General features: G+C 32.5%; 18 protein-coding genes. 9 read left to right on the plus strand and 9 right to left on the minus strand.

The window, feature by feature from the left end:
* Positions 1 to 236: 236 nt before the first annotated feature.
* The 5 genes from MARIT_RS08990 to MARIT_RS09010 all read right to left on the minus strand — a co-directional run bounded on the left by MARIT_RS08990 (position 237) and on the right by MARIT_RS09010 (position 4,695).
* Positions 237 to 677, minus strand: coding sequence for a YrzE family protein (locus MARIT_RS08990; protein ID WP_024739944.1), 441 nt, complete (start codon positions 675 to 677; stop codon positions 237 to 239).
* Positions 667 to 852: a hypothetical protein gene (locus tag MARIT_RS08995; RefSeq protein ID WP_024739945.1), complete on the minus strand. Its 186-nt coding sequence runs from the start codon at positions 850 to 852 to the stop codon at positions 667 to 669. The genes MARIT_RS08990 and MARIT_RS08995 overlap by 11 nt, the downstream gene beginning before the upstream one ends.
* 140 nt (positions 853 to 992) lie before the next feature.
* On the minus strand, positions 993 to 1,556 hold the full coding sequence (locus MARIT_RS09000; RefSeq protein WP_024739946.1) for a hypothetical protein: 564 nt from the start codon (positions 1,554 to 1,556) through the stop codon (positions 993 to 995).
* Between the two features lie 174 nt (positions 1,557 to 1,730).
* Positions 1,731 to 3,173: a glyceraldehyde-3-phosphate dehydrogenase gene (locus tag MARIT_RS09005; RefSeq protein ID WP_024739947.1), complete on the minus strand. Its 1,443-nt coding sequence runs from the start codon at positions 3,171 to 3,173 to the stop codon at positions 1,731 to 1,733.
* 130 nt (positions 3,174 to 3,303) lie between these two features.
* Positions 3,304 to 4,695 carry a trypsin-like peptidase domain-containing protein gene (locus tag MARIT_RS09010; RefSeq protein WP_024739948.1) on the minus strand — a complete coding sequence of 464 codons (1,392 nt, stop codon included), beginning with the start codon at positions 4,693 to 4,695 and terminating at the stop codon, positions 3,304 to 3,306.
* Positions 4,696 to 4,828: 133 nt separating this feature from the next.
* On the opposite strand from MARIT_RS09010, the gene dapF reads away from it, so the two are divergent.
* Genes dapF through mltG form a run of 3 tightly spaced genes read left to right on the plus strand, consistent with a single transcriptional unit; the run spans position 4,829 to position 7,150 of the window.
* A complete protein-coding gene (dapF, locus tag MARIT_RS09015) occupies positions 4,829 to 5,605 on the plus strand; it encodes a diaminopimelate epimerase (protein WP_024739949.1) in 777 nt (258 codons plus the stop codon).
* Positions 5,605 to 6,129: a GNAT family N-acetyltransferase gene (locus MARIT_RS09020; protein WP_024739950.1), complete on the plus strand. Its 525-nt coding sequence runs from the start codon at positions 5,605 to 5,607 to the stop codon at positions 6,127 to 6,129. The genes dapF and MARIT_RS09020 overlap by 1 nt, the downstream gene beginning before the upstream one ends.
* Positions 6,122 to 7,150: an endolytic transglycosylase MltG gene (gene mltG, locus MARIT_RS09025; RefSeq protein WP_024739951.1), complete on the plus strand. Its 1,029-nt coding sequence runs from the start codon at positions 6,122 to 6,124 to the stop codon at positions 7,148 to 7,150. Before MARIT_RS09020 ends, mltG begins: the two co-directional genes overlap by 8 nt.
* Positions 7,151 to 7,957: 807 nt before the next feature.
* Here mltG and MARIT_RS09035 read toward each other — a convergent pair.
* The 3 genes from MARIT_RS09035 to dnaA are packed head-to-tail and all read right to left on the minus strand — an operon-like array spanning position 7,958 to position 10,557.
* Entirely contained in the window at positions 7,958 to 8,662 is a 705-nt protein-coding gene (locus MARIT_RS09035) for an SAM-dependent methyltransferase (RefSeq protein WP_024739952.1), read from the minus strand.
* 11 nt (positions 8,663 to 8,673) lie between these two features.
* Entirely contained in the window at positions 8,674 to 9,120 is a 447-nt protein-coding gene (locus tag MARIT_RS09040; RefSeq protein WP_231975133.1) for a low molecular weight protein-tyrosine-phosphatase, read from the minus strand.
* A 12-nt stretch (positions 9,121 to 9,132) separates the two neighbouring features.
* Complete coding sequence (dnaA, locus tag MARIT_RS09045) at positions 9,133 to 10,557, minus strand: chromosomal replication initiator protein DnaA (protein ID WP_024739954.1); 1,425 nt, start codon at positions 10,555 to 10,557, stop codon at positions 9,133 to 9,135.
* A gap of 173 nt (positions 10,558 to 10,730) precedes the next feature.
* Between dnaA and MARIT_RS09050 the strand changes: the two genes are divergently transcribed.
* The 4 genes from MARIT_RS09050 (at position 10,731) to secA (ending at position 15,546) form a co-directional block, all read left to right on the plus strand.
* Entirely contained in the window at positions 10,731 to 11,156 is a 426-nt protein-coding gene (locus MARIT_RS09050) for an acyl-CoA thioesterase (RefSeq protein WP_100211331.1), read from the plus strand.
* A gap of 28 nt (positions 11,157 to 11,184) precedes the next feature.
* Positions 11,185 to 11,760: a cob(I)yrinic acid a,c-diamide adenosyltransferase gene (locus tag MARIT_RS09055; protein ID WP_024739956.1), complete on the plus strand. Its 576-nt coding sequence runs from the start codon at positions 11,185 to 11,187 to the stop codon at positions 11,758 to 11,760.
* A gap of 91 nt (positions 11,761 to 11,851) precedes the next feature.
* Positions 11,852 to 12,073: a DUF2795 domain-containing protein gene (locus MARIT_RS09060; RefSeq protein ID WP_024739957.1), complete on the plus strand. Its 222-nt coding sequence runs from the start codon at positions 11,852 to 11,854 to the stop codon at positions 12,071 to 12,073.
* Between the two features lie 131 nt (positions 12,074 to 12,204).
* Positions 12,205 to 15,546: a preprotein translocase subunit SecA gene (gene secA, locus MARIT_RS09065; protein ID WP_100211332.1), complete on the plus strand. Its 3,342-nt coding sequence runs from the start codon at positions 12,205 to 12,207 to the stop codon at positions 15,544 to 15,546.
* Positions 15,547 to 15,593: 47 nt separating this feature from the next.
* Here secA and MARIT_RS09070 read toward each other — a convergent pair whose 3' ends face one another.
* The gene (locus MARIT_RS09070; protein WP_024739959.1) at positions 15,594 to 16,259 is read right to left on the minus strand and encodes a uracil-DNA glycosylase; all 666 of its coding nucleotides are present in this window, start codon (positions 16,257 to 16,259) and stop codon (positions 15,594 to 15,596) included.
* Between the two features lie 80 nt (positions 16,260 to 16,339).
* Between MARIT_RS09070 and MARIT_RS09075 the strand changes: the two genes are divergently transcribed.
* Both MARIT_RS09075 and MARIT_RS09080 read left to right on the plus strand, forming a co-directional pair.
* Positions 16,340 to 17,554 (plus strand): porin family protein, encoded by a 1,215-nt coding sequence (locus MARIT_RS09075; RefSeq protein ID WP_100211333.1) that lies wholly within the window; start codon positions 16,340 to 16,342, stop codon positions 17,552 to 17,554.
* Between the two features lie 19 nt (positions 17,555 to 17,573).
* Positions 17,574 to 19,310 carry an L-lactate permease gene (locus MARIT_RS09080; protein WP_100211334.1) on the plus strand — a complete coding sequence of 579 codons (1,737 nt, stop codon included), beginning with the start codon at positions 17,574 to 17,576 and terminating at the stop codon, positions 19,308 to 19,310.
* Positions 19,311 to 19,321: the final 11 nt, after the last annotated feature.

Consider the following 19,321-nt stretch of genomic DNA (forward strand, 5'->3'; position numbering starts at 1 on the left):
CCAAAATATATAATTGTCCTAAACCAGACAACTCTTTTTTAATTTAATTGTATTTAAACGGTATAAAAAAAGCAAGCTTTTAAAGGCCTGCTTCCATTTATATTTATTTGATAGGTATCTATTTGTATAACAATAGTAAGGTTTTAAAAGATATTTTTTAAACTATTACCTTTTTTAATCTCTTTTCTTTTCCTTAAAACTTAACACCTGCCTCTTATTCTTAGTTTTCTCATATGCTAATCAATTATTTCTGCATCTTGAATTTCAGAATCCTCATTCTTATTTTTATTATTCTGCTTCCCAAAATAATATCCTAAAAAAAGAATTCCTAAATGAGATATTGTTCCAATTAAGTAAGTAAGAAATTTCTCATGATTATTAGCTAAGCAAAAAGCAGAAAAGCCTAAAATTATTAACGTAAAAATCACACCAAAAATTAATGATTGACTTCTATTTTTTCTTTTTTCCTTAGGTGCTTTTTCAAGTAATTTTTCTTGTATTGTTAGTGATTGCTTCGCTAAATCTGCTTGACTTTTTAAATGCTGTTTTTTTAGTTCTAATTCAGATTTTTCTAAAGATATTTTTTCTTTTTGAACTTCAATAAACTCCTTAAACATTGCGGAATCTATTGGTTTGCTATTTCCGCTTGATTGCTGTCTTAGTTTATTACCACTCATATTCCACAACAAACTTACCTAAACTATTAGAACCTAGCTTAGGAGTTACAAAATTTACATTTTCTACTTTTTCAGAGTTTTTCTCCAACAATTTTAAAAGTTTTTTCGATGTAACAACTTTTCTTTTATAAGGAAGTATTTCAACTTTATTTCTTAAATTTACTTTTGTTCTCATATCTATCAAGCTTACAATTTTACAAATAAACTAAAAAATAGTTTAATTTAATAAACTAAATATACAAAATATAAGTTAATTTTCAAACTGCTATCCAATAGTACGTATAGAATATTGCTATATCTCTCCTTTTCCAAGAGTTATCTTTTCACTTTTCCTGTTAATAAATTAACTCCTTTAGGTAATGGGTTTCCTGAAGAACGACGAAATGTTACTACTTGTCCTACGTGCCAAATAGCATCAGCAATAGGACCGTTTAATTGATTCCAAAACGGATACTCTTTATCTCCTCTTTTCATAACCATAGAAGATATTTTTTTGCTTTCTTTTAATATTTCACTTGTTTTCTTAAAATTTTCTAACGTTTTTTCACGTAACTTATGAAAAGATAAACTACCTTTTTTAGGAATATCCATCTTCTCTTTACTAACACTACTCAAAGTTACTATGGATAAGTTTAAAATATGCTCTAAAGTACTTCGTGTATTCCTCGCTTCTTTACTTGGTTGATACTCCAAATCTTCCTGTTTTAAGCCTTCTGTAGCCCAATAATAACGAAAACCAAGCCCATCAACCATCCTCCCCGCTACGGCTCCTGCTGTGTATTCTCTTGGGGGCGCTGGAATTTCAAAATATGGCAATTTACCTTGTGCTTTTATAGTTAGTCCCAGAAAGAACACCAGTACAGAAAAAAGTCTTTTCATTTGTTTTTATTTTAGGCTAATTTATGCAAAAGAGATTTCTTTTACAAATTGATTTTACCACTACTTTTCAACTCTAAAAATTATATATTTCCTTTATCATCTACATAGCTCTTTAAAAAGTAAACCTCCAAAATAATCTTGTTTTGGAGGTTTACTTTTTAAGCTTTCAAACTATTAATAATAAGTATATCGTCTTACTTTTGCTATATGCTTTGCCAAACGCATTACTTGATGAGAATATCCATATTCATTATCATACCATATGTAAATTACGATAGTATCACCATCTGCAATTGTAGCTTTACTATCAAATATTGATGGCGCTGTAGTTCCTACAATATCAGAAGAAACTAATTCATGGTCCATAGAGTATTTAATTTGCTCTACTAACTCTCCTTCTAATGCATATTTTTTCATTATTGCATTAATAGCATCTACTGTTACCTCTGAATGTAATTGTAAATTTAAAATAGCCAATGAACCATTAGGTACTGGTACACGAATAGCACTTGATGTTAATTTCCCTTCTAATGCAGGTAATGCTTTTGCTACTGCTTTTCCTGCTCCCGTTTCAGTAATCACCATGTTTAAAGCGGCTGCCCTACCTCTTCGGTATTTCTTATGCATATTATCAACTAAGTTTTGATCATTTGTATATGCATGAATCGTTTCTAAATGTCCTTTTTTTATTCCGTAGTTATCTTCTAATACTTTTAAAACGGGTGTAATTGCATTTGTGGTACAAGAAGCTGCCGAGAATATATCGATCTCATCTGGGTTATTTTCTCCTTGATTTACTCCATGTACAATATTAGGAATCCCTTTACCTGGAGCAGTTAATAATACTTTACTAGCTCCATTGGGTACCAAGTGCCTACTTAAAGCTTCTTTATCTCTAAAAGCTCCTGTATTATCAATAATCAAAGCATCTTGAATTCCATACTCTGTATAATCGATATCTTCTGGTTTTGATGCTGAAATCATATGTACTGTAGTACCATTTATGATTAATGCATTATTATCTGCATCAATTTCAACCGTTCCTAAAAAATCTCCATGAACAGAATCTATACTTAATAAAGATGCTCTCTTTTCTAATACTGTTTGGTTAATTTCTCCACGAGTAACTATAGCTCTCAATCTTAACTGAGAACCTTTTCCCATTTTACTCATTAACTCACGAGCTAGTAAACGGCCTATTCTACCAAAACCGTACAGAACAACATCTTTAGGAGCTATTTCTGTTGCTTCCGTAGCTCCTTGTAATTTTTGTGTTACAAATGCTACTTTATCTTCATTTTTATCTTCATTTAAATGAGATTCATATGCTAATTTCCCTATATCTAATTTTGATGGAGGTAACGCTATCGATTGAATTGCTTTTGCTATTTCTAAAGCATCATCTATAGATATTGGCTTCGCCACAAACTCTTTAGCATAATTAATTAAGTTTAAAACTTCACTAGCTCTTTTATCTACTAGTGGGTTTCTAAACAATACCAATTCAATAGATTTATCATACCATAAATCATTTACAATGTTAATAAATTCTACCGTTGCTCTTCTTGTTTGAGCCTGTACAGTAACTTCTTTTTCGTAATCTGTTATTGTTGACATAGTTGTGTGTTAACTAAATTTAAAAAATTCCTTGCAAAAATAGTTATTTCAATCGATTTCGTAACTCTTTTTTTAAATAAAAAAACTGCTTTTAAATAAATAAAAGCAGTTTGCATAAAATACATTTAATTTACTGTCTAAATCCGTAACGTTCTCTCTCTCCTTTCAAGTTAATTACTTCTATAAACAAAGGAGCATTACTTCTGGCGGCACTTGTCAATCTTCTCTTTGCATCCAATCCATCTATGACATCCTCTTTATTAATTTTTGTAATTATATAACCAGCTTCAACTCCATACGCCATTAAATATCGATTAGCATTTTGCAATACCTTTGCTCCTCCTTTTACTTTGTACTTTTTTATCTCTTTTTTTGATAAATCTTTTAGCACCAATCCTAACTCACGAATTTCTACAAAATCTTTTTTACTTAATACTACTAATTTTTCTAACTTATTACCTTCCCTTAAAACAGTCAAAGTAACCTCTTCTCCAGGTCTCTTAGCCGATAGTTGCCCTTTTAAATCAGAAAATTTAGTAATTCTATTATCATTTACTTTTGTAATAACGTCTCCTTCTTCCAACCCAGCTTTTTCAGCGCCACTATCTTCTGTAATTGCTCCTACCTTTACTCCTTCAATTTCTTCACTATTTCTTAAGTCTGGCGTAAAACCTATCAATGCTTCTTGCACATCTCCATATTCCAATAAGTCATCAATAATTTTTTTAGCAATATTAGAAGGTACTGCAAAAGAATATCCTATAAAAGATCCTGTTTTTGATGAAATTGCAGTATTTATCCCCATCAATTCTCCACGAGTATTAACTAATGCTCCTCCGCTATTTCCTGGGTTTACAGCTGCATCTGTTTGAATGAACGAGTCTATATTTGTGTTTCCTTCTAAATCACGTCCTTTTGCACTAACAATACCTGCTGTTACGGTTGACGTTAAGTTATAAGGATTCCCTACTGCTAATACCCATTCTCCTATTTTAACATTATCAGAATTACCAAAAGGAATATATGGCAATTCCATATCTGTATCAACCTTTAGCAATGCTATATCATTTTTAGCATCAGCGCCTATTAATTTTGCTTTTACTTTCTTTCTACTATTTAGCGTTATTTCAATATCATTTGCTCCATCAATTACATGGTTATTTGTTATAATATAACCATCAGAGGAAATGATAACTCCACTACCAGTACCTACTTGCTCATACTTTTTTTGCCCACTTCCTCTCCCATAAAAATACTCTGCCCATGGATTTATTTGCGTTTTTAATGCTGTGTTCTTTACATGTACTACTGCATGTACTGTTCTTTCTGCCGCCTCTGTAAAATCAGTTGGACTACTTGAATTGTTAACTACTATCGGATTATAATTTGTTTTTACCGTTTGTAATGTTGGTTTTTGAGCTTGTTCTACAAATACGGGTTTCTCTATTAAGAACTTATATCCTGCAAGAGAAATTACTCCACCTAAAAAGGCTGCCCCTAAAATTCCTATAAATTTCTTCATACTTTTTTCTTAATTTTACATTCAAATATACAATTTTAACATTTAAAAAAAATCTGTTTAACTCACTTTTAACGCTCTTTAACCGTGTTTTAACAATCAATTTAAATAAGATTAATGCTTACCTTTGCCTTCAATGAATTTAACTTTTTATAAATATCAAGGTACTGGAAACGATTTTATTTTAGTGGATAATAGAGCTAAAATTTTTCCTAAAAATAATACTAAAATTATTAGCCAACTATGTCATAGACATTTTGGAATAGGTGCCGACGGATTGATTTTACTCGAAGAGGATTTTGATACCGATTTTAGAATGATTTACTATAATGCTGATGGATATGAAAGTACCATGTGCGGTAACGGGGGGAGATGTATCGTGGCTTTTGCTCATAAATTAGGAATATTCCAAAAGGAAACTTCTTTTATTGCAATTGATGGGATACATTATGCTGCTATTAAAAACACCTCTGTATCTCTTCAAATGATTGATGTTGATACTATTGAGATGCACCCTAATTATATTTTTACAAACACAGGGTCTCCTCATCATGTACAACTTGTTGAAAATATTACTGACTTCAACGTTTTTTCGGAAGGCAGAAAAATTAGAAACGCTATTTATGGTTTAGAAGGTAGTAATGTTAATTTCGTAGAACAAATTAACCAAAATACTTTTAGGGTTAGAACTTACGAACGTGGAGTCGAAAATGAGACTTTAGCTTGTGGAACTGGAGTTACTGCGGTTGCTATTGGAATGCATACTTTACAGAAGACGAATGCTAATACTATTCATCTCCTAGTGGAAGGAGGCGAGCTAGAAGTTTCTTTTTCTAACGAAAAAAAGCTTTATAGTAATATTTTTTTAACAGGAAAGGCTACATTTGTATTTACAGGTACTATTGATATTTAATGCAACTATTACAAGGAAAATATATTCATCTTAGAGCCTTAGAGCCAGAAGATCTTGCTTTTTTATTTGAGATAGAAAATAATGAGGTTTTTTGGGAGGTAAGCCATACAATTGCTCCTTTTTCTAAATTTTTACTGAAACAATATTTAGAGAATGCCCATTTGGATATTTACGAAGCAAAGCAGTTACGGTTAATTATTGAAAATAAAGCTTCTAAAACTCCTATTGGTATGGTTGATTTGTTTGATTTTAACCCACAACACAAACGTGCTGGTATTGGAATTCTCATTCATCCTCTCTTCCAAAAAAAAGGATTTGCTTCTGAAGCACTATCTGTTTTAATTCAATATGCTTTTAAATACCTACATCTACATCAGTTATATGCGAATATTACGTCAAATAACACGAATAGTTTCAACTTATTTGCAAAACATAATTTTAAAAAAATCGGGATTAAAAAAGACTGGATTTTTTCTAACGGAACCTTTAAAGACGAAATTTTATTTCAATTAATTCATGAATAAAAAACTTATCTACGGAAGCACCATCATTTTATTTCTAGCTGTAGGCGCTATCTGCTTTAACTTTTATCAAAAAATATTTTCAAAAAGTGTTCTTAAAAGCGGAGCCATTTATCTTCGTTCAGATGATACTATTACTAAAGTAGCTAGCCTCATCTCCCCTTTTATATCAAATCCTGACAATTTTATTTGGGTTTCAAAACTGAAAAAATTTACCAAACCTAAAAGCGGAATGTATTTTTTAAAAGAAGGGATGAATATGAACGAAGTAGTAAACCTATTGAGAAGTGGAAACCAAACTCCAATTAAAGTTTCTTTTAACAATCAAGATACTTTAGAGAAATTGGCAGGAAGAATCTCCCAACAAATAGAAGCTGATTCGCTTTCTTTAATCACTGCTATGAGAGATAGTAACTTTCTCTTGAAAAACAACTTTACAGAAAAATCTGCTTTGGGAATGTACATTCCTAATAGCTATGAATTTTATTGGAATACTTCTGCTGAAAAATTTCGTGATAAAATGCTACGAGAATTCAAACGATTCTGGACTCCTTCTCGTGTAAAACAAGCTAAAAAGATAGGGTTAAATAAACATCAAGTAATCACCCTTGCTTCTATTGTTCAAAAAGAAACTGCTCAAAAAAGTGAGCGTCCAATTGTTGCAGGTTTGTATTTAAATCGATTTCATGATGATTGGCCACTACAAGCTGATCCCACCGTTATTTTTGCGCTACGAGAACAGAAAGGTCAAGATTTAATTGTTAAACGGGTATTGTCTGAAGATTTAAAAATCGATTCTCCTTACAATACTTATAAATATAAAGGGCTTCCTCCTTCTCTAATTGCAATGCCTGATATTTCTTCAATTAATGCTGTATTAAACCCTAGTAAACATAAATTTTACTATATGTGTGCTAGTATTGATAAAATTGGATTTCACGACTTTGCTAAAAGTTTAGGAGAGCATAATAGAAATGCTGCTAAATATCAAAGATGGATCAACCAAAGAGGCATTAAACGTTAACATTAGTTAAAGTAGTAGATCTATAAAAATTACCGAAGAATGGTACTAACTTTCTAACAAACCTTCTTTAGTAATAGCATATTCGTAAAAATACAGCTATATAAATCAAAACATTTCAAATTAATACTATTTTAACTTATTGATTATCAAATATTTAACTTTTATATACTATATTTGCCCCGCTAAACAGAAAGTAATATATTATTAGAAATTTTTTATTAATCTTAGTTTTTGTAACTTTTACTAACTTTACTACTACTAATCCTAAAGAACGTAAAACTACGCGAATTGCCACTGTAAAGAATAACGATACTTTTAAAATTCCTTTTCTACAAAAAGACTTTATTGGTTTTAAAGAAGCTTTAGCTTTTAAGGAATCACAAGGAAAATATACTATTGTAAATAAGCTTGGATATCTAGGAAAATATCAGTTTGGAAAAAATACTTTACATCGTCTTGGTATATACAATACCTATCTCTTTTTAAAAAACCCTGAACTGCAAGAACGCACCTTTGTTGCTCTTTGCAAATTAAATAAATGGATTTTAAGACGAGATATTAAAAGAAACCTAGGCAAAAAAATTAAAGGCATTGAGATTACCGAATCAGGTATTTTAGCCGCCGCTCACTTGAGTGGTGCTGGTAATGTTAAGAAATTTCTAAGAACCAAAGGTCATAGCAATGCCCAAGATGCATTTGGCACTTCTATCGCGTTCTATATGAAAAAGTTTAGTCATTATGATGTTTCAAATATCATAGCGAATAAAAGACCTAGGGTCTAAAAAATTTGCTATATTTATTATGCAATTAATAATGAATAATAAATATAGCAGGTCTTTTATGTAAATCAGCCTTTTCAAATTTCCACTCCTTTGCTGATAATGTTCTTATATATTCAGAAGGAAGCGTAATATCGCAAGCTATACAAATTTGCGTAGTAGGTGAAAGGATTGCTCTTAAATCTTCCAACATACTCTTATTTCTATAAGGAGTTTCTATAAAAATTTGAGATTGATTTTTCTCTTTAGAAGTTTTTTCTAAATTTTTAATAGCTTTTTTTCTTTCAGATTTATCTATCGGTAAATATCCGTTAAATGCAAAGTTTTGCCCGTTCATGCCTGAGGCCATCATTGCTAAAATAATAGACGAAGGTCCTACTAAAGGCACTACCTGTATCCCTTTCTCGTGGGCTAACTTTACAATACTGGCGCCAGGATCTGCAATAGCAGGAACCCCTGCTTCAGAAAGTAACCCTACATGAACTCCTTCATTACAAATATCCAGATAATTTCTTGTTTCAAATTCACTTGAATATTTATCCAATAAGTGTAACTGCAAGGATGACTGCGGCTTTGTTGGTGTTATTTTCTTTATAAATTTCCTTGCTGATTTTTCATTTTCAACAATAAAATAATCTATTTGCTCTACTACCTTTTTAACAGATATAGGCATTACCTCTAAAGGCTCTGTATCTCCTAAAGTTGTAGGGATTAAGTATAATTTTCCAATCATGATTAGGGGTATTATAATTTCGACACAATGCTATCGCATGCTTCATTTAACATTTGATATACAATCTTAAAACCTTTATCTCCTCCATAATATGGATCAGGAACATTATTATTTTCACTTACGGCAACTTCTTTTAAAATAAGCTTAACTTTTTCCCGATCTTCCTTATTTTTAGCTAAGGATAAAATATTTTGATAATTACTTTCATCCATTGCATAAATCAAATCAAAATCAAGAAAATCACTATATTCAAATTTTCTTGCTCGTTGATTTGTAATATCAATTCCATTTTCTCTAGCTATCAAAATAGATCTTTTATCAGGCTGTTCGCCTTCATGGTATGCGGCTGTACCTGCTGAGTCAACAAAGACTTTTTTTGAATCAACTTTAGACTTTAAAATACCCTCTGCTAGAGGAGAACGACAAATATTCCCTAAGCAAACCATCAGTATTTTCATCTTTTATGCTTGTTAAAAAGTTAACTTTTTCGTTAAATCATCTACGTATTTTCGGAATTGCTTATCCGTTTCCGTCAGGTTATCTACAGTTTTACACGCATGCAAGACTGTTGCATGATCTCTTTGACCTATCTGTGAGCCTATATTTGCTAACGAAGACTTAGTCATTCTTTTAGCGAAATACATTGCTAATTGACGAGCTTGAACTATATGTCTCTTACGAGTTTTAGATTGTAAAGTAGCAACATCCATATCAAAATATTTTGATACTACCTTTTGAATATAATCAATAGAAACCTCTTTCTTAGTATTCTTCACAAATTTATCAACTATCTGCTTAGCTAATTCCAAAGTAAATTCTTTACGATTGAAAGAAGCTTGCGCAATCATTGATATCAGCACCCCCTCTAATTCACGTACATTCGATTTAATATTCTTTGCTACATATTCAACAATATCTTCTGGCATTTCTACACCATCTCTATATAATTTGTTTTGAAGTATCGAAATACGCGTTTCATAATCGGGAGATTGTAGCTCCGCTGAGAGCCCCCATTTAAATCGAGACAATAAACGTTGTTCAATATCCTGCATATCCACAGGCGCCTTATCTGAGGTTAAAATTACCTGTTTGCCATTTTGATGTAAATGGTTAAAAATATGGAAAAAGACATCTTGTGTTCCTGCTTTTCCTGATAAGAACTGAACATCATCAATAACTAAAACGTCAATCATCTGATAGAAATGGATAAAATCATTTCGTGTATTTGATTTTACAGAATCTATAAACTGTTGAGTAAACTTCTCTGATGAAATATATAAAACTGTTTTATCCGGATACTTGTCCTTTATTTCAACACCTATAGCGTGTGCTAAATGCGTTTTTCCTAGCCCTACACCTCCATAAATTAATAATGGATTGAAAGAAGTACCTCCTGGCTTATTCGCTACCGCCATACTTGCTGACCTTGCTAACCTATTGGAATCTCCTTCTACAAAATTCACAAAATTATAATTAGGGTTCAGTTGCGATTCTATTTTAACCTTCTGTAAACCTGGAATTACAAAAGGGTTTTTTAGCTCTCTCTTTGACTCTATAGGAGCCGTTACCTTCTGAGGTTTCAGAGGGTTACGATTTGAACTAGGAATCTTTACTGTTTGAGGGTTATTACTACTATACGTATTTTCCATACGCACGTCATAAACTAATTTTGCTTCTTTACCTAATTCTCTTACTAAAGCAACTCTTAATAGTTTTATATAATGCTCTTCTAACCATTCATAAAAAAATTTACTTGGAACTTGAATCGTCAAAGCTTCTCCTGCCAACTTGACAGGCCTAATCGGTTCAAACCACGTTTTATATGCTTGTGGTTTAATGTTATCTTTAATAAAAGATAGGCATTCATTCCAAACTGAATCGGCAGTTTTAGTCATTATATAATTACGAATAATATTGTTAATAAAAATAGGTATTTAAGCCCCCTCATCATACCCTTTTCATAGGTTATACAAAAGTGTGAATAAAAAACAGGATAAAAAAATCATTTCCCTATTGATTATTAATTTTTTTTTCCGTAGAATTCATAAATTTTTAAACTAAAAAAGTAATGCTATCACACATATTTTCATTCAGAGTAAGATATGCAGAAACGGATCAAATGGGGGTTGTTTACCATGGTAACTATGCCCAGTTTTTTGATATAGGACGCACTGAGTGGCTTCGTTATCTGGGAGTCACTTATAAAGATATGGAAAAAAATGGAATTATGCTCCCTGTAATCTCATTATCTTCCAATTTTAAGAAATCAGCTTACTATGACGATTTACTAACAATTAAAACAAAATTAAAAAAACTCCCTAGCGTTAAAATAGAATTTGACTACGAAATTACTAATCAGCATCAAGAAATCATAACCACAGGAAGCACTGTTCTTGCATTTATGGATGCATCCAAAAAACGACCTATTCGGTGTCCTCAAAGTATCTTAAATAAGATAACAAAATCTTTAAAATCATCGCTTCCCAAACATTAATAACTAAAGCACAAAAACTTAGCATCTAATGAAAATATACACTAAAACAGGAGATAAAGGAACCACGGCTTTATTTGGTGGTACACGAGTACCTAAAAATCATTTAAGAATAGAATGTTATGGAACTGTTGATGAACTCAATTCGTATATTGGTCTAATAAGAGATCAACAAATATCAAAAGACATTCAAAATGACCTCCTAAAGATTCAAAATGACCTATTCACTCTTGGCGCTATGCTAGCAACTCCTCCTGAAAAAGAAACACTAAAAAATGGCAAAGAACGATTAAATATTCCTAAAATAAATCATGCTTCTATTAACTTCTTAGAGAAGCAAATAGATCATATAAACAAAGCCTTGCCTCAAATGACTCATTTTATATTACCAGGAGGGCATCAAACCGTGTCATTTTGTCATATTTCGAGATGTATTTGCCGTAGAACAGAACGTTTAGCTGTCGCTTTAAACGAAGAAGAAGCGATAAATAACGACATTTTGATGTACTTAAACCGACTTTCTGACTACCTTTTTATATTGGCACGGAAATTGACACAAGACTTATCAGCTGAGGAAGTTAAATGGATTCCTGAGAAAAAAAATTAAGTTCTTTTTTTATTACTGATAGATTTATCAAAAAAAACTTGACTATTTAAGTAAAAAAATTATTTTTGCAAGGAAATTAAAATCTAATAAAATGTATTGGACATTAGAATTAGCATCATATTTAGCAGATGCACCTTGGCCAGCCACTAAAGACGAGTTAATAGATTACGCAATTAGAACCGGTGCTCCGTTAGAAGTTGTTGAAAACTTACAGGACATTGAAGATGAAGGAGACGCGTATGACTCGATTATTGAAATATGGCCAGATTATCCTACTGAAGAAGACTACCTTTGGAACGAGGATGAATATTAACAATGTAAGAAAAATTATAAAAAGTCTCAATTAGAGGCTTTTTTTTTGTTTATTTTTAAACATCCATATTAACTATAATATCAGTCTGTTTAATAAAAAAATAACAGATTAATTAACAATAAATTATACAAATGAATATCTTGAACTCTGTTATTAAATTATTTGTTGGAGACAAACAGCAAAAAGATTTAAAAACATTACAGCCAATCGTAGACAAAGTAACATCATTTGAAAAGAAAATCAGTCAACTTTCAAATGACGAATTGCGTCAAAAATCAAATGACTTTAAAACTAAAATAAAAGAAGCTACCAAATCTTTTAACGAACAAATTGCTACCTTGGAAATGGAAGCAAAATCTGCTGATATTGATCGTCAAGAAGATATTTATGCTGAAATAGATGAGTTAAAAGATCAATCTTATAAAGCCTCAGAAGCTATTCTCCAAGAAATTATGCCTGAAGCTTTTTGCGTAGTTAAAGAAACCGCTAAGCGATTTACCAATAACAAACAACTTGAAGTAACCGCAACTCCTTTTGACAGAGAATTATCTGCCTTCAACCCTCACATTACTTTAGATGATCAAAAAGCCTATTGGGCGAACTCTTGGGATGCTGCAGGAAAACCCGTTACTTGGGATATGATACATTACGATGTACAACTAATGGGAGGAGCTGTTTTACACCAAGGTAAAATTGCTGAAATGATGACAGGAGAAGGTAAAACATTAGTATCTACCCTCCCTATATATCTAAACGCTTTAACAGGAAATGGAGTTCATGTCGTTACAGTAAACGACTATTTGGCTAAACGTGATAAAGCTTGGATGGCTCCTATTTTTGAATTCCACGGGTTAACTACAGATTGTATTGACTACCACCAGCCAAACTCTGAAGCTCGTAGAAAAGCTTATAATGCTGATATCACTTACGGTACCAATAACGAGTTCGGGTTTGATTACTTACGTGATAATATGGCTAATTCTAAAGAAGACTTGGTGCAACGCGCTCCTAACTATGCTATTATCGATGAGGTTGACTCTGTTTTAATTGATGATGCGCGTACTCCTTTAATCATCTCTGGACCTGTACCACAAGGAGATAGACATGAGTTTAACGAACTCAAACCTTTAGTTGCTGATTTAGTTGCTCTTCAAAGCAAATATTTAGTAGGGGTTTTAGCCGAAGCTAAAAAATTAATCGCTAGTGGAGACACCAAAGAAGGAGGGTTTCAACTACTAAGAGTTCATAGAGGATTGCCAAAAAATAAAGCTTTAATTAAATTCTTATCTCAAGAAGGTGTCAAACAAATCTTGCAAAAAACAGAGAATTTTTACATGCAAGACAACAATAAATTAATGCCTGAAGTTGATGCAGAATTATATTTTGTCGTTGAGGAAAAAAATAACCAAATTGACCTCACTGATAAAGGTATCAATCATTTGTCTGATAAAACTCAAAATGATACTTTTTTTGTTTTGCCTGATATTAGCGTAAAAGTTGGAGAGATCGATAAAAGTAGTGCTTCTCCAGAAGAAAAAGCAAACCAAAAAGAAGAATTATACAGAGACTTTAGTGTTAAAAGTGAGCGAATTCACACTATGAATCAACTGCTAAAAGCTTACACAGTATTTGAAAAAGATGTTGAGTATGTAGTCATAGATAATAAGGTGATGATCGTTGATGAACAAACAGGTCGTATTATGGATGGTCGTCGTTATTCTGATGGGCTCCATCAAGCTCTTGAAGCAAAAGAAAACGTTAATATTGAAGATGCTACACAAACTTTTGCTACAGTAACCCTACAAAATTACTTCAGAATGTATCGCAAGTTATCAGGAATGACAGGTACTGCTATTACTGAAGCTGGTGAGTTATTAGAAATTTACAAACTAGATGTTGTTGAAATACCTACTAACAAACCTATACAACGAGATGATAAAGAAGATTTAGTTTACAAAACAGCTCGTGAAAAATATAATGCTGTCATTGAAGATATTGTACAACTAGTTAATCTAGGAAGACCTGTGTTAGTAGGTACTACCTCTGTTGAAATTTCTGAATTATTAGGTAGAATGTTACAAATGCGTAAAATACCTCATAATATATTAAATGCAAAACTACATAAGCGCGAAGCTGATGTAGTTGCCGAAGCTGGAAAACCAGGAGTAGTAACTATTGCTACTAATATGGCTGGTCGTGGTACAGATATCAAACTTTCCAAGGAAGTAAAAGATGCTGGTGGTTTAGCCATCATTGGTACAGAGCGTCATGATTCTCGCCGTGTAGATCGTCAGCTACGTGGTCGTGCTGGTCGTCAAGGAGATGTAGGGTCTTCTCAATTCTATGTTGCTTTAGACGATAATCTAATGCGTTTATTTGGTTCTGATAGAATTGCTAAAATGATGGACAGAATGGGATTAAAAGAAGGGGAGGTCATTCAACACTCCATGATTACAAAATCTATTGAAAGAGCTCAGAAAAAAGTAGAAGAAAATAACTTTGGTATCCGTAAACGTTTATTAGAATATGATGATATTATGAATGCACAACGGGAGTTTGTTTATAAACGCCGTCGTCATGCTTTAGATGGAAAACGACTTGAAGTTGATATCGCTAATATGATTTACGATACTTGTGAGTCCATTATAAAAGAAAATAAACCTACTAAAAACTTCCAAAACTTTGAGTTTGAATTGATTCGCTTTTCTTCAATGACATCTCCATTTAGCGAAGGAGAATTCAATCAAGCAACAGAAAAAGAGCTCGCTGATAAACTATATGAAATCATTACCGATCATTACAAAAAGGATGCAGAAAAAAATGCCTTACAAGCTTTCCCTGTAATTAAAGATGTATATGAAAACGAGGGAGATAGATACGAAAGAATTGTAGTCCCTTTTACAGATGGAGCAAAAACACTACAAGTTGTCACTAATTTAAAAGAGGCATATGAAAGTGAAGGTAAATCACTTGTTACCGATTTCGAAAAAAATATCACCCTAGCTATTATTGATGAAAATTGGAAGGATCATTTACGCAAGATGGATGAACTGAAACAAACCGTTCAAAATGCTACTTATGAACAAAAGGATCCTTTGCTAGTTTATAAATTTGAAGCCTTTAACTTATTCCAAGATACTATTGATAAGATCAACAAAGAGGTGCTATCTTTCCTTTTTAAAGGAAAATTGCCTTCTCAAGACGCTTCACAAGTTTCAGAAGCACACGAGCAAAAACCTGAGAAATTAAACTTACGTAAGGATGATGTGCAGAACTCTACACAACAAGCCATTCAGAATTCACGTCAAGAAGAACCTGAAATTGTAGAAACAATCGTTCGAGAGCAACCTAAAATAGGTCGTAATGAACGTATTACTATTAAAAACGTAATGACAGGAGAAGAAAAAGAAGTAAAATACAAACAAGCCATTCCACTCCTAGAACAAGGTACGTGGGTACTCTATAATAAATAAAATTACTAAAAAGCTCAGGAACACATACTCCTGAGCTTTTTTATTATTTACCAATCAATTTGTTTCATTCTATTATTCTTTAAAAAAGCATTCGCTTTAGAAAAATGACTGTTTCCAAACCAATACCCTCTATTAGCACTTAATGGAGAAGGATGGCCTGAGGTTAGTACATGATGTTTTTTTACATCAATTTTTTTCCCTTTTTTCTTTGCAAATCCACCCCAAAGTAAAAAGATAACATTTTCTTTTTCTTCTGAAATCTTTTGAATAACAGCATCCGTAAACTCTTCCCATCCTTTATTTTGATGACTCCCTGCTTCATGAGCTCTTACTGTTAAAGTTGCATTAAGCAATAAAACTCCTTGATTAGCCCAATGAGATAAATCACCACTATCAGGATACGCTTTTTTTACATCAGTTTCTAGTTCTTTAAATATATTTACTAAAGAAGGAGGATGCCTTACTCCTTCATGTACTGAAAAACACAAACCATTTGCTTGATTTACACCATGGTAAGGATCCTGCCCTATTATTACCACTTTCAAATCTTCAAAAGAACAATAATCAAACGCTGAAAAAATGGCTGTTCCTTTAGGATAGCATACATTTTCTGCATATTCTTTCTTAACGAAGTTTGTTAGTTTTTCAAAATAAGGTTTATCAAATTCTGATTGCAAAATTTTCTTCCAATCTTGTGCTATTCTTACTTCCATCGTAACTAAATTAAAATATCCTCCAAATATTGCAAAAAAAAATGTTATTTTTACGAATCTGTTAAAAAAACAAAACTAGTATGAGAAAAAAATTATGCGTACTCCTATTATTTTCAATAGGAGTTACCTTTGGGCAAATGTCTCCTGACTACAAAGGAGGGTTTAAAGTTAAATTTGATGAAAAAGGAGATAAATACTTGCGTATTATCAGCTTTTTACAAGTTCAAGCTAAATACAATAACGACGTACAGAGCGATGTATCAAAAACTTCTTTTGAATTACGTAGAGCAAGGTTACTTGCTTTCTCGCAAATTAATAAAGACTTCTTGGTCTTTTTTCACCTAGGCTTAAACTCTTTTAATAGAGAAAGCTTAAGCCCTCTAGGCAAAGGAGAGTCTTCTCAATTCTTTCTTCATGATGCTTATTTACAATATAAGCTATTTGGCGATTATTTATACTTAGGTGCAGGACTTCATTATTACAATGGTATTTCGAGGCTTAATAACCAGTCTTCTACCAATATGGTTACACTATCTAATAACCGCTCTTCATGGGCTACCGTAGGATTGGCTGATCAATTTGCAAGACAATTAGGTGTTTTTATCAAAGGTTCATTAGATAGAGTTAATTATAGATTCAGTGTTAACGAAGCAAACGTTTCTACCCTAGATAAAGCTCAATTAACGGCTAATACCATCCGATATCAAGGTAATAAAATACTAGGTTCTAGAGAAGCTGGAAGAACCTTTTCTGGATATTTTGACTACAACTTCCTTCAGCAAGAAAAGTCACTTCTTCCTTACATGGCAGGAAGTTACCTTGGAGCTAAAAAGATATTAAACATAGGAGCAGGTTTCTTTGCACACCCTAATGGAGTAGTTTCTCAAGATGCTTCTGGTAATACAACTGGTCATGATGTTAACATCTTTTCTCTAGATGCTTATTACGATGCTCCTCTTAAAAATGGTGCCATATCTGCCTATGCGCAATATCAAAATAGTGATTATGGTACAAATTATAATTTTGGTCCATACGCTTCTGGAAATATGTTATACGGACATGTAGGTTATTTAATTCCTGGAAAAAATAATAAATTCCGCGTACAACCATTTGTTGCACATTCATATAGAACAGCGGATGCCATACCTAACGCAACATACAATTCTACAAAGTTAGGTGCTAATTTTTTCTTAAGCGGTCATAATTCTAAATTCTCTATTGAATATCAAAGGGACAACACATTTGCTGACGTGAACACGAATTTAGTAACGGTTCAAGCACAAATCTTATTTTAATTAAATATAACACTAATTTATGGGAGATTTCATTAAAGAAAGTATTTTTATACAGGCCTTACTAGCTTTTTCACCGATTTTAGCTTCCGCTATTTTACTAGTTGGCTTACGTTGGTCTGCAAAAAGAACAATGCCTATTATTTATTTTTTAGTTGCATTCATTGCCATATTTGCTTGGCAGGTGCCTACACAAAGAGTTCTTGCATCAACTTTACAAGGACTAATTTACACAGCTTCTATTCTTTGGATCGTTTTTGGAGCAATCCTACTTTTAAATACATTAAAGAACTCTGGAGCTATAAAAACTATCCGAAAAGGTTTTATTAATATCAGTCCTGATAGACGTATTCAAGTAATTATTATCGCTTGGTTATTTGGATGTTTCATTGAAGGAGCTTCTGGATTTGGAACTCCAGCAGCAATCTGCGCACCACTTTTAGTAGGGCTAGGTTTTCCAGCAATGGCAGCTGTTATCATAGGAATGATGATCCAAAGTACCCCTGTTTCTTTTGGAGCTGTAGGAACTCCTGTACTCATTGGAGTTAAGGGAGGCTTAGATTATGAAAATATTGGCAAGCAATTAACTCAAGGGGGCAGCTCTTGGGATGCTTTTTTACAAATTATCACATCTGAAGTAGCTATCACACATGCTATCGTAGGAACATTAATCCCTTTATTTATGTGTGTCATGATGACTCGTTTCTTCGGAAAAAATAAATCATGGAAAGAAGGGCTAGAAATTTTACCCTTTGCTATTCTATCTGGATTGGCTTTTACAATTCCATACGCTTTAACAGGAGTTTATTTAGGTGCTGAATTCCCTTCTATTATAGGAGCTTTAGTTGGCTTACCTATAGTCATTCTAGCAGCTAAAAATAAGTTTTTAACGCCAAAAAAATCTTGGGATTTCCCTGAGAGTTCTTTATGGCCTACAGAATGGCTAGGGAACCTACAAAACAAAGTGGATGATTTGACTGAAGATGTCAAGAAATCTAATATGTCTTTAACTAAAGCATGGATTCCTTACTTATTAGTTGCCTTACTCCTAGTGCTTAGTAGAATTCCTGAATTAGGAATTGGTAGCGCTTTAAAATACATCAATATCAATTTTAATAATATTTTAAGTCAAGAAGGTATTAAAGGTAGCTTCGCTCCTTTATATTTGCCAGGAGGAATTATGGTTGTGGTCGTTCTCTTAACATATTTTATTCATAAAATGAAGCCTAAAGAGTTGTCTAGTGCTGTTGTAGAATCTACCAAAACGCTAATTAGCGCAGGATTTGTGTTAGTATTTACAGTTCCTATGGTTAGAATCTTAATTAATTCTGGCGTAAATGACTTAAATATAGCAAGTATGCCCGTTGCTATGGCTGAATTTGTTGCAAATAATGTAGGTAAAGTATATCCTATCTTTGCCCCTACTATTGGTGCTATGGGAGCTTTTATTGCCGGAAGTAACACAGTAAGCAATATGATGCTTTCTCAATTTCAATTCTCAACAGCTGTTTCTTTAGGTGTTTCTGGAGCTGTATTGGTAGCATTACAAGCTGTAGGAGCTGCCGCAGGAAATATGATCGCTATACACAATATCGTAGCAGCATCAGCAACTGTTGGCCTTTTAGGTAAAGAAGGTAGCATCTTAAGAAAAACTATAATCCCTACAATTTATTATGTAATCTTTGCTGGAATTATAGGCTTAATCATGATATATGTTTTAGGAATTACAGATCCTTTACTTACTCCTCCTGTAAAATAGAAATATAAAAT

It is taken from the genome of Tenacibaculum maritimum NCIMB 2154, assembly GCF_900119795.1.
Classification (GTDB): domain Bacteria; phylum Bacteroidota; class Bacteroidia; order Flavobacteriales; family Flavobacteriaceae; genus Polaribacter; species Polaribacter maritimus.

Bases quoted from the DNA above. Each gene is read 5' to 3' on its own strand.
- MARIT_RS09035 (WP_024739952.1), bottom strand. From the start codon at position 8,662: ATGATTGGAAAATTATACTTAATCCCTACAACTTTAGGAGATACAGAG.
- MARIT_RS09000 (WP_024739946.1), bottom strand. From the start codon at position 1,556: ATGAAAAGACTTTTTTCTGTACTGGTGTTCTTTCTGGGACTAACTATA.
- MARIT_RS08990 (WP_024739944.1), bottom strand. From the start codon at position 677: ATGAGTGGTAATAAACTAAGACAGCAATCAAGCGGAAATAGCAAACCA.
- MARIT_RS09005 (WP_024739947.1), bottom strand. From the start codon at position 3,173: ATGTCAACAATAACAGATTACGAAAAAGAAGTTACTGTACAGGCTCAA.
- dnaA (WP_024739954.1), bottom strand. From the start codon at position 10,557: ATGACTAAAACTGCCGATTCAGTTTGGAATGAATGCCTATCTTTTATT.
- MARIT_RS09040 (WP_231975133.1), bottom strand. From the start codon at position 9,120: ATGAAAATACTGATGGTTTGCTTAGGGAATATTTGTCGTTCTCCTCTA.
- secA (WP_100211332.1), top strand. From the start codon at position 12,205: ATGAATATCTTGAACTCTGTTATTAAATTATTTGTTGGAGACAAACAG.
- MARIT_RS09075 (WP_100211333.1), top strand. From the start codon at position 16,340: ATGAGAAAAAAATTATGCGTACTCCTATTATTTTCAATAGGAGTTACC.
- MARIT_RS09070 (WP_024739959.1), bottom strand. From the start codon at position 16,259: ATGGAAGTAAGAATAGCACAAGATTGGAAGAAAATTTTGCAATCAGAA.
- MARIT_RS09055 (WP_024739956.1), top strand. From the start codon at position 11,185: ATGAAAATATACACTAAAACAGGAGATAAAGGAACCACGGCTTTATTT.
- MARIT_RS09020 (WP_024739950.1), top strand. From the start codon at position 5,605: ATGCAACTATTACAAGGAAAATATATTCATCTTAGAGCCTTAGAGCCA.
- mltG (WP_024739951.1), top strand. From the start codon at position 6,122: ATGAATAAAAAACTTATCTACGGAAGCACCATCATTTTATTTCTAGCT.
- dapF (WP_024739949.1), top strand. From the start codon at position 4,829: ATGAATTTAACTTTTTATAAATATCAAGGTACTGGAAACGATTTTATT.
- MARIT_RS09080 (WP_100211334.1), top strand. From the start codon at position 17,574: ATGGGAGATTTCATTAAAGAAAGTATTTTTATACAGGCCTTACTAGCT.
- MARIT_RS09010 (WP_024739948.1), bottom strand. From the start codon at position 4,695: ATGAAGAAATTTATAGGAATTTTAGGGGCAGCCTTTTTAGGTGGAGTA.
- MARIT_RS09060 (WP_024739957.1), top strand. From the start codon at position 11,852: ATGTATTGGACATTAGAATTAGCATCATATTTAGCAGATGCACCTTGG.
- MARIT_RS09050 (WP_100211331.1), top strand. From the start codon at position 10,731: ATGCTATCACACATATTTTCATTCAGAGTAAGATATGCAGAAACGGAT.
- MARIT_RS08995 (WP_024739945.1), bottom strand. From the start codon at position 852: ATGAGAACAAAAGTAAATTTAAGAAATAAAGTTGAAATACTTCCTTAT.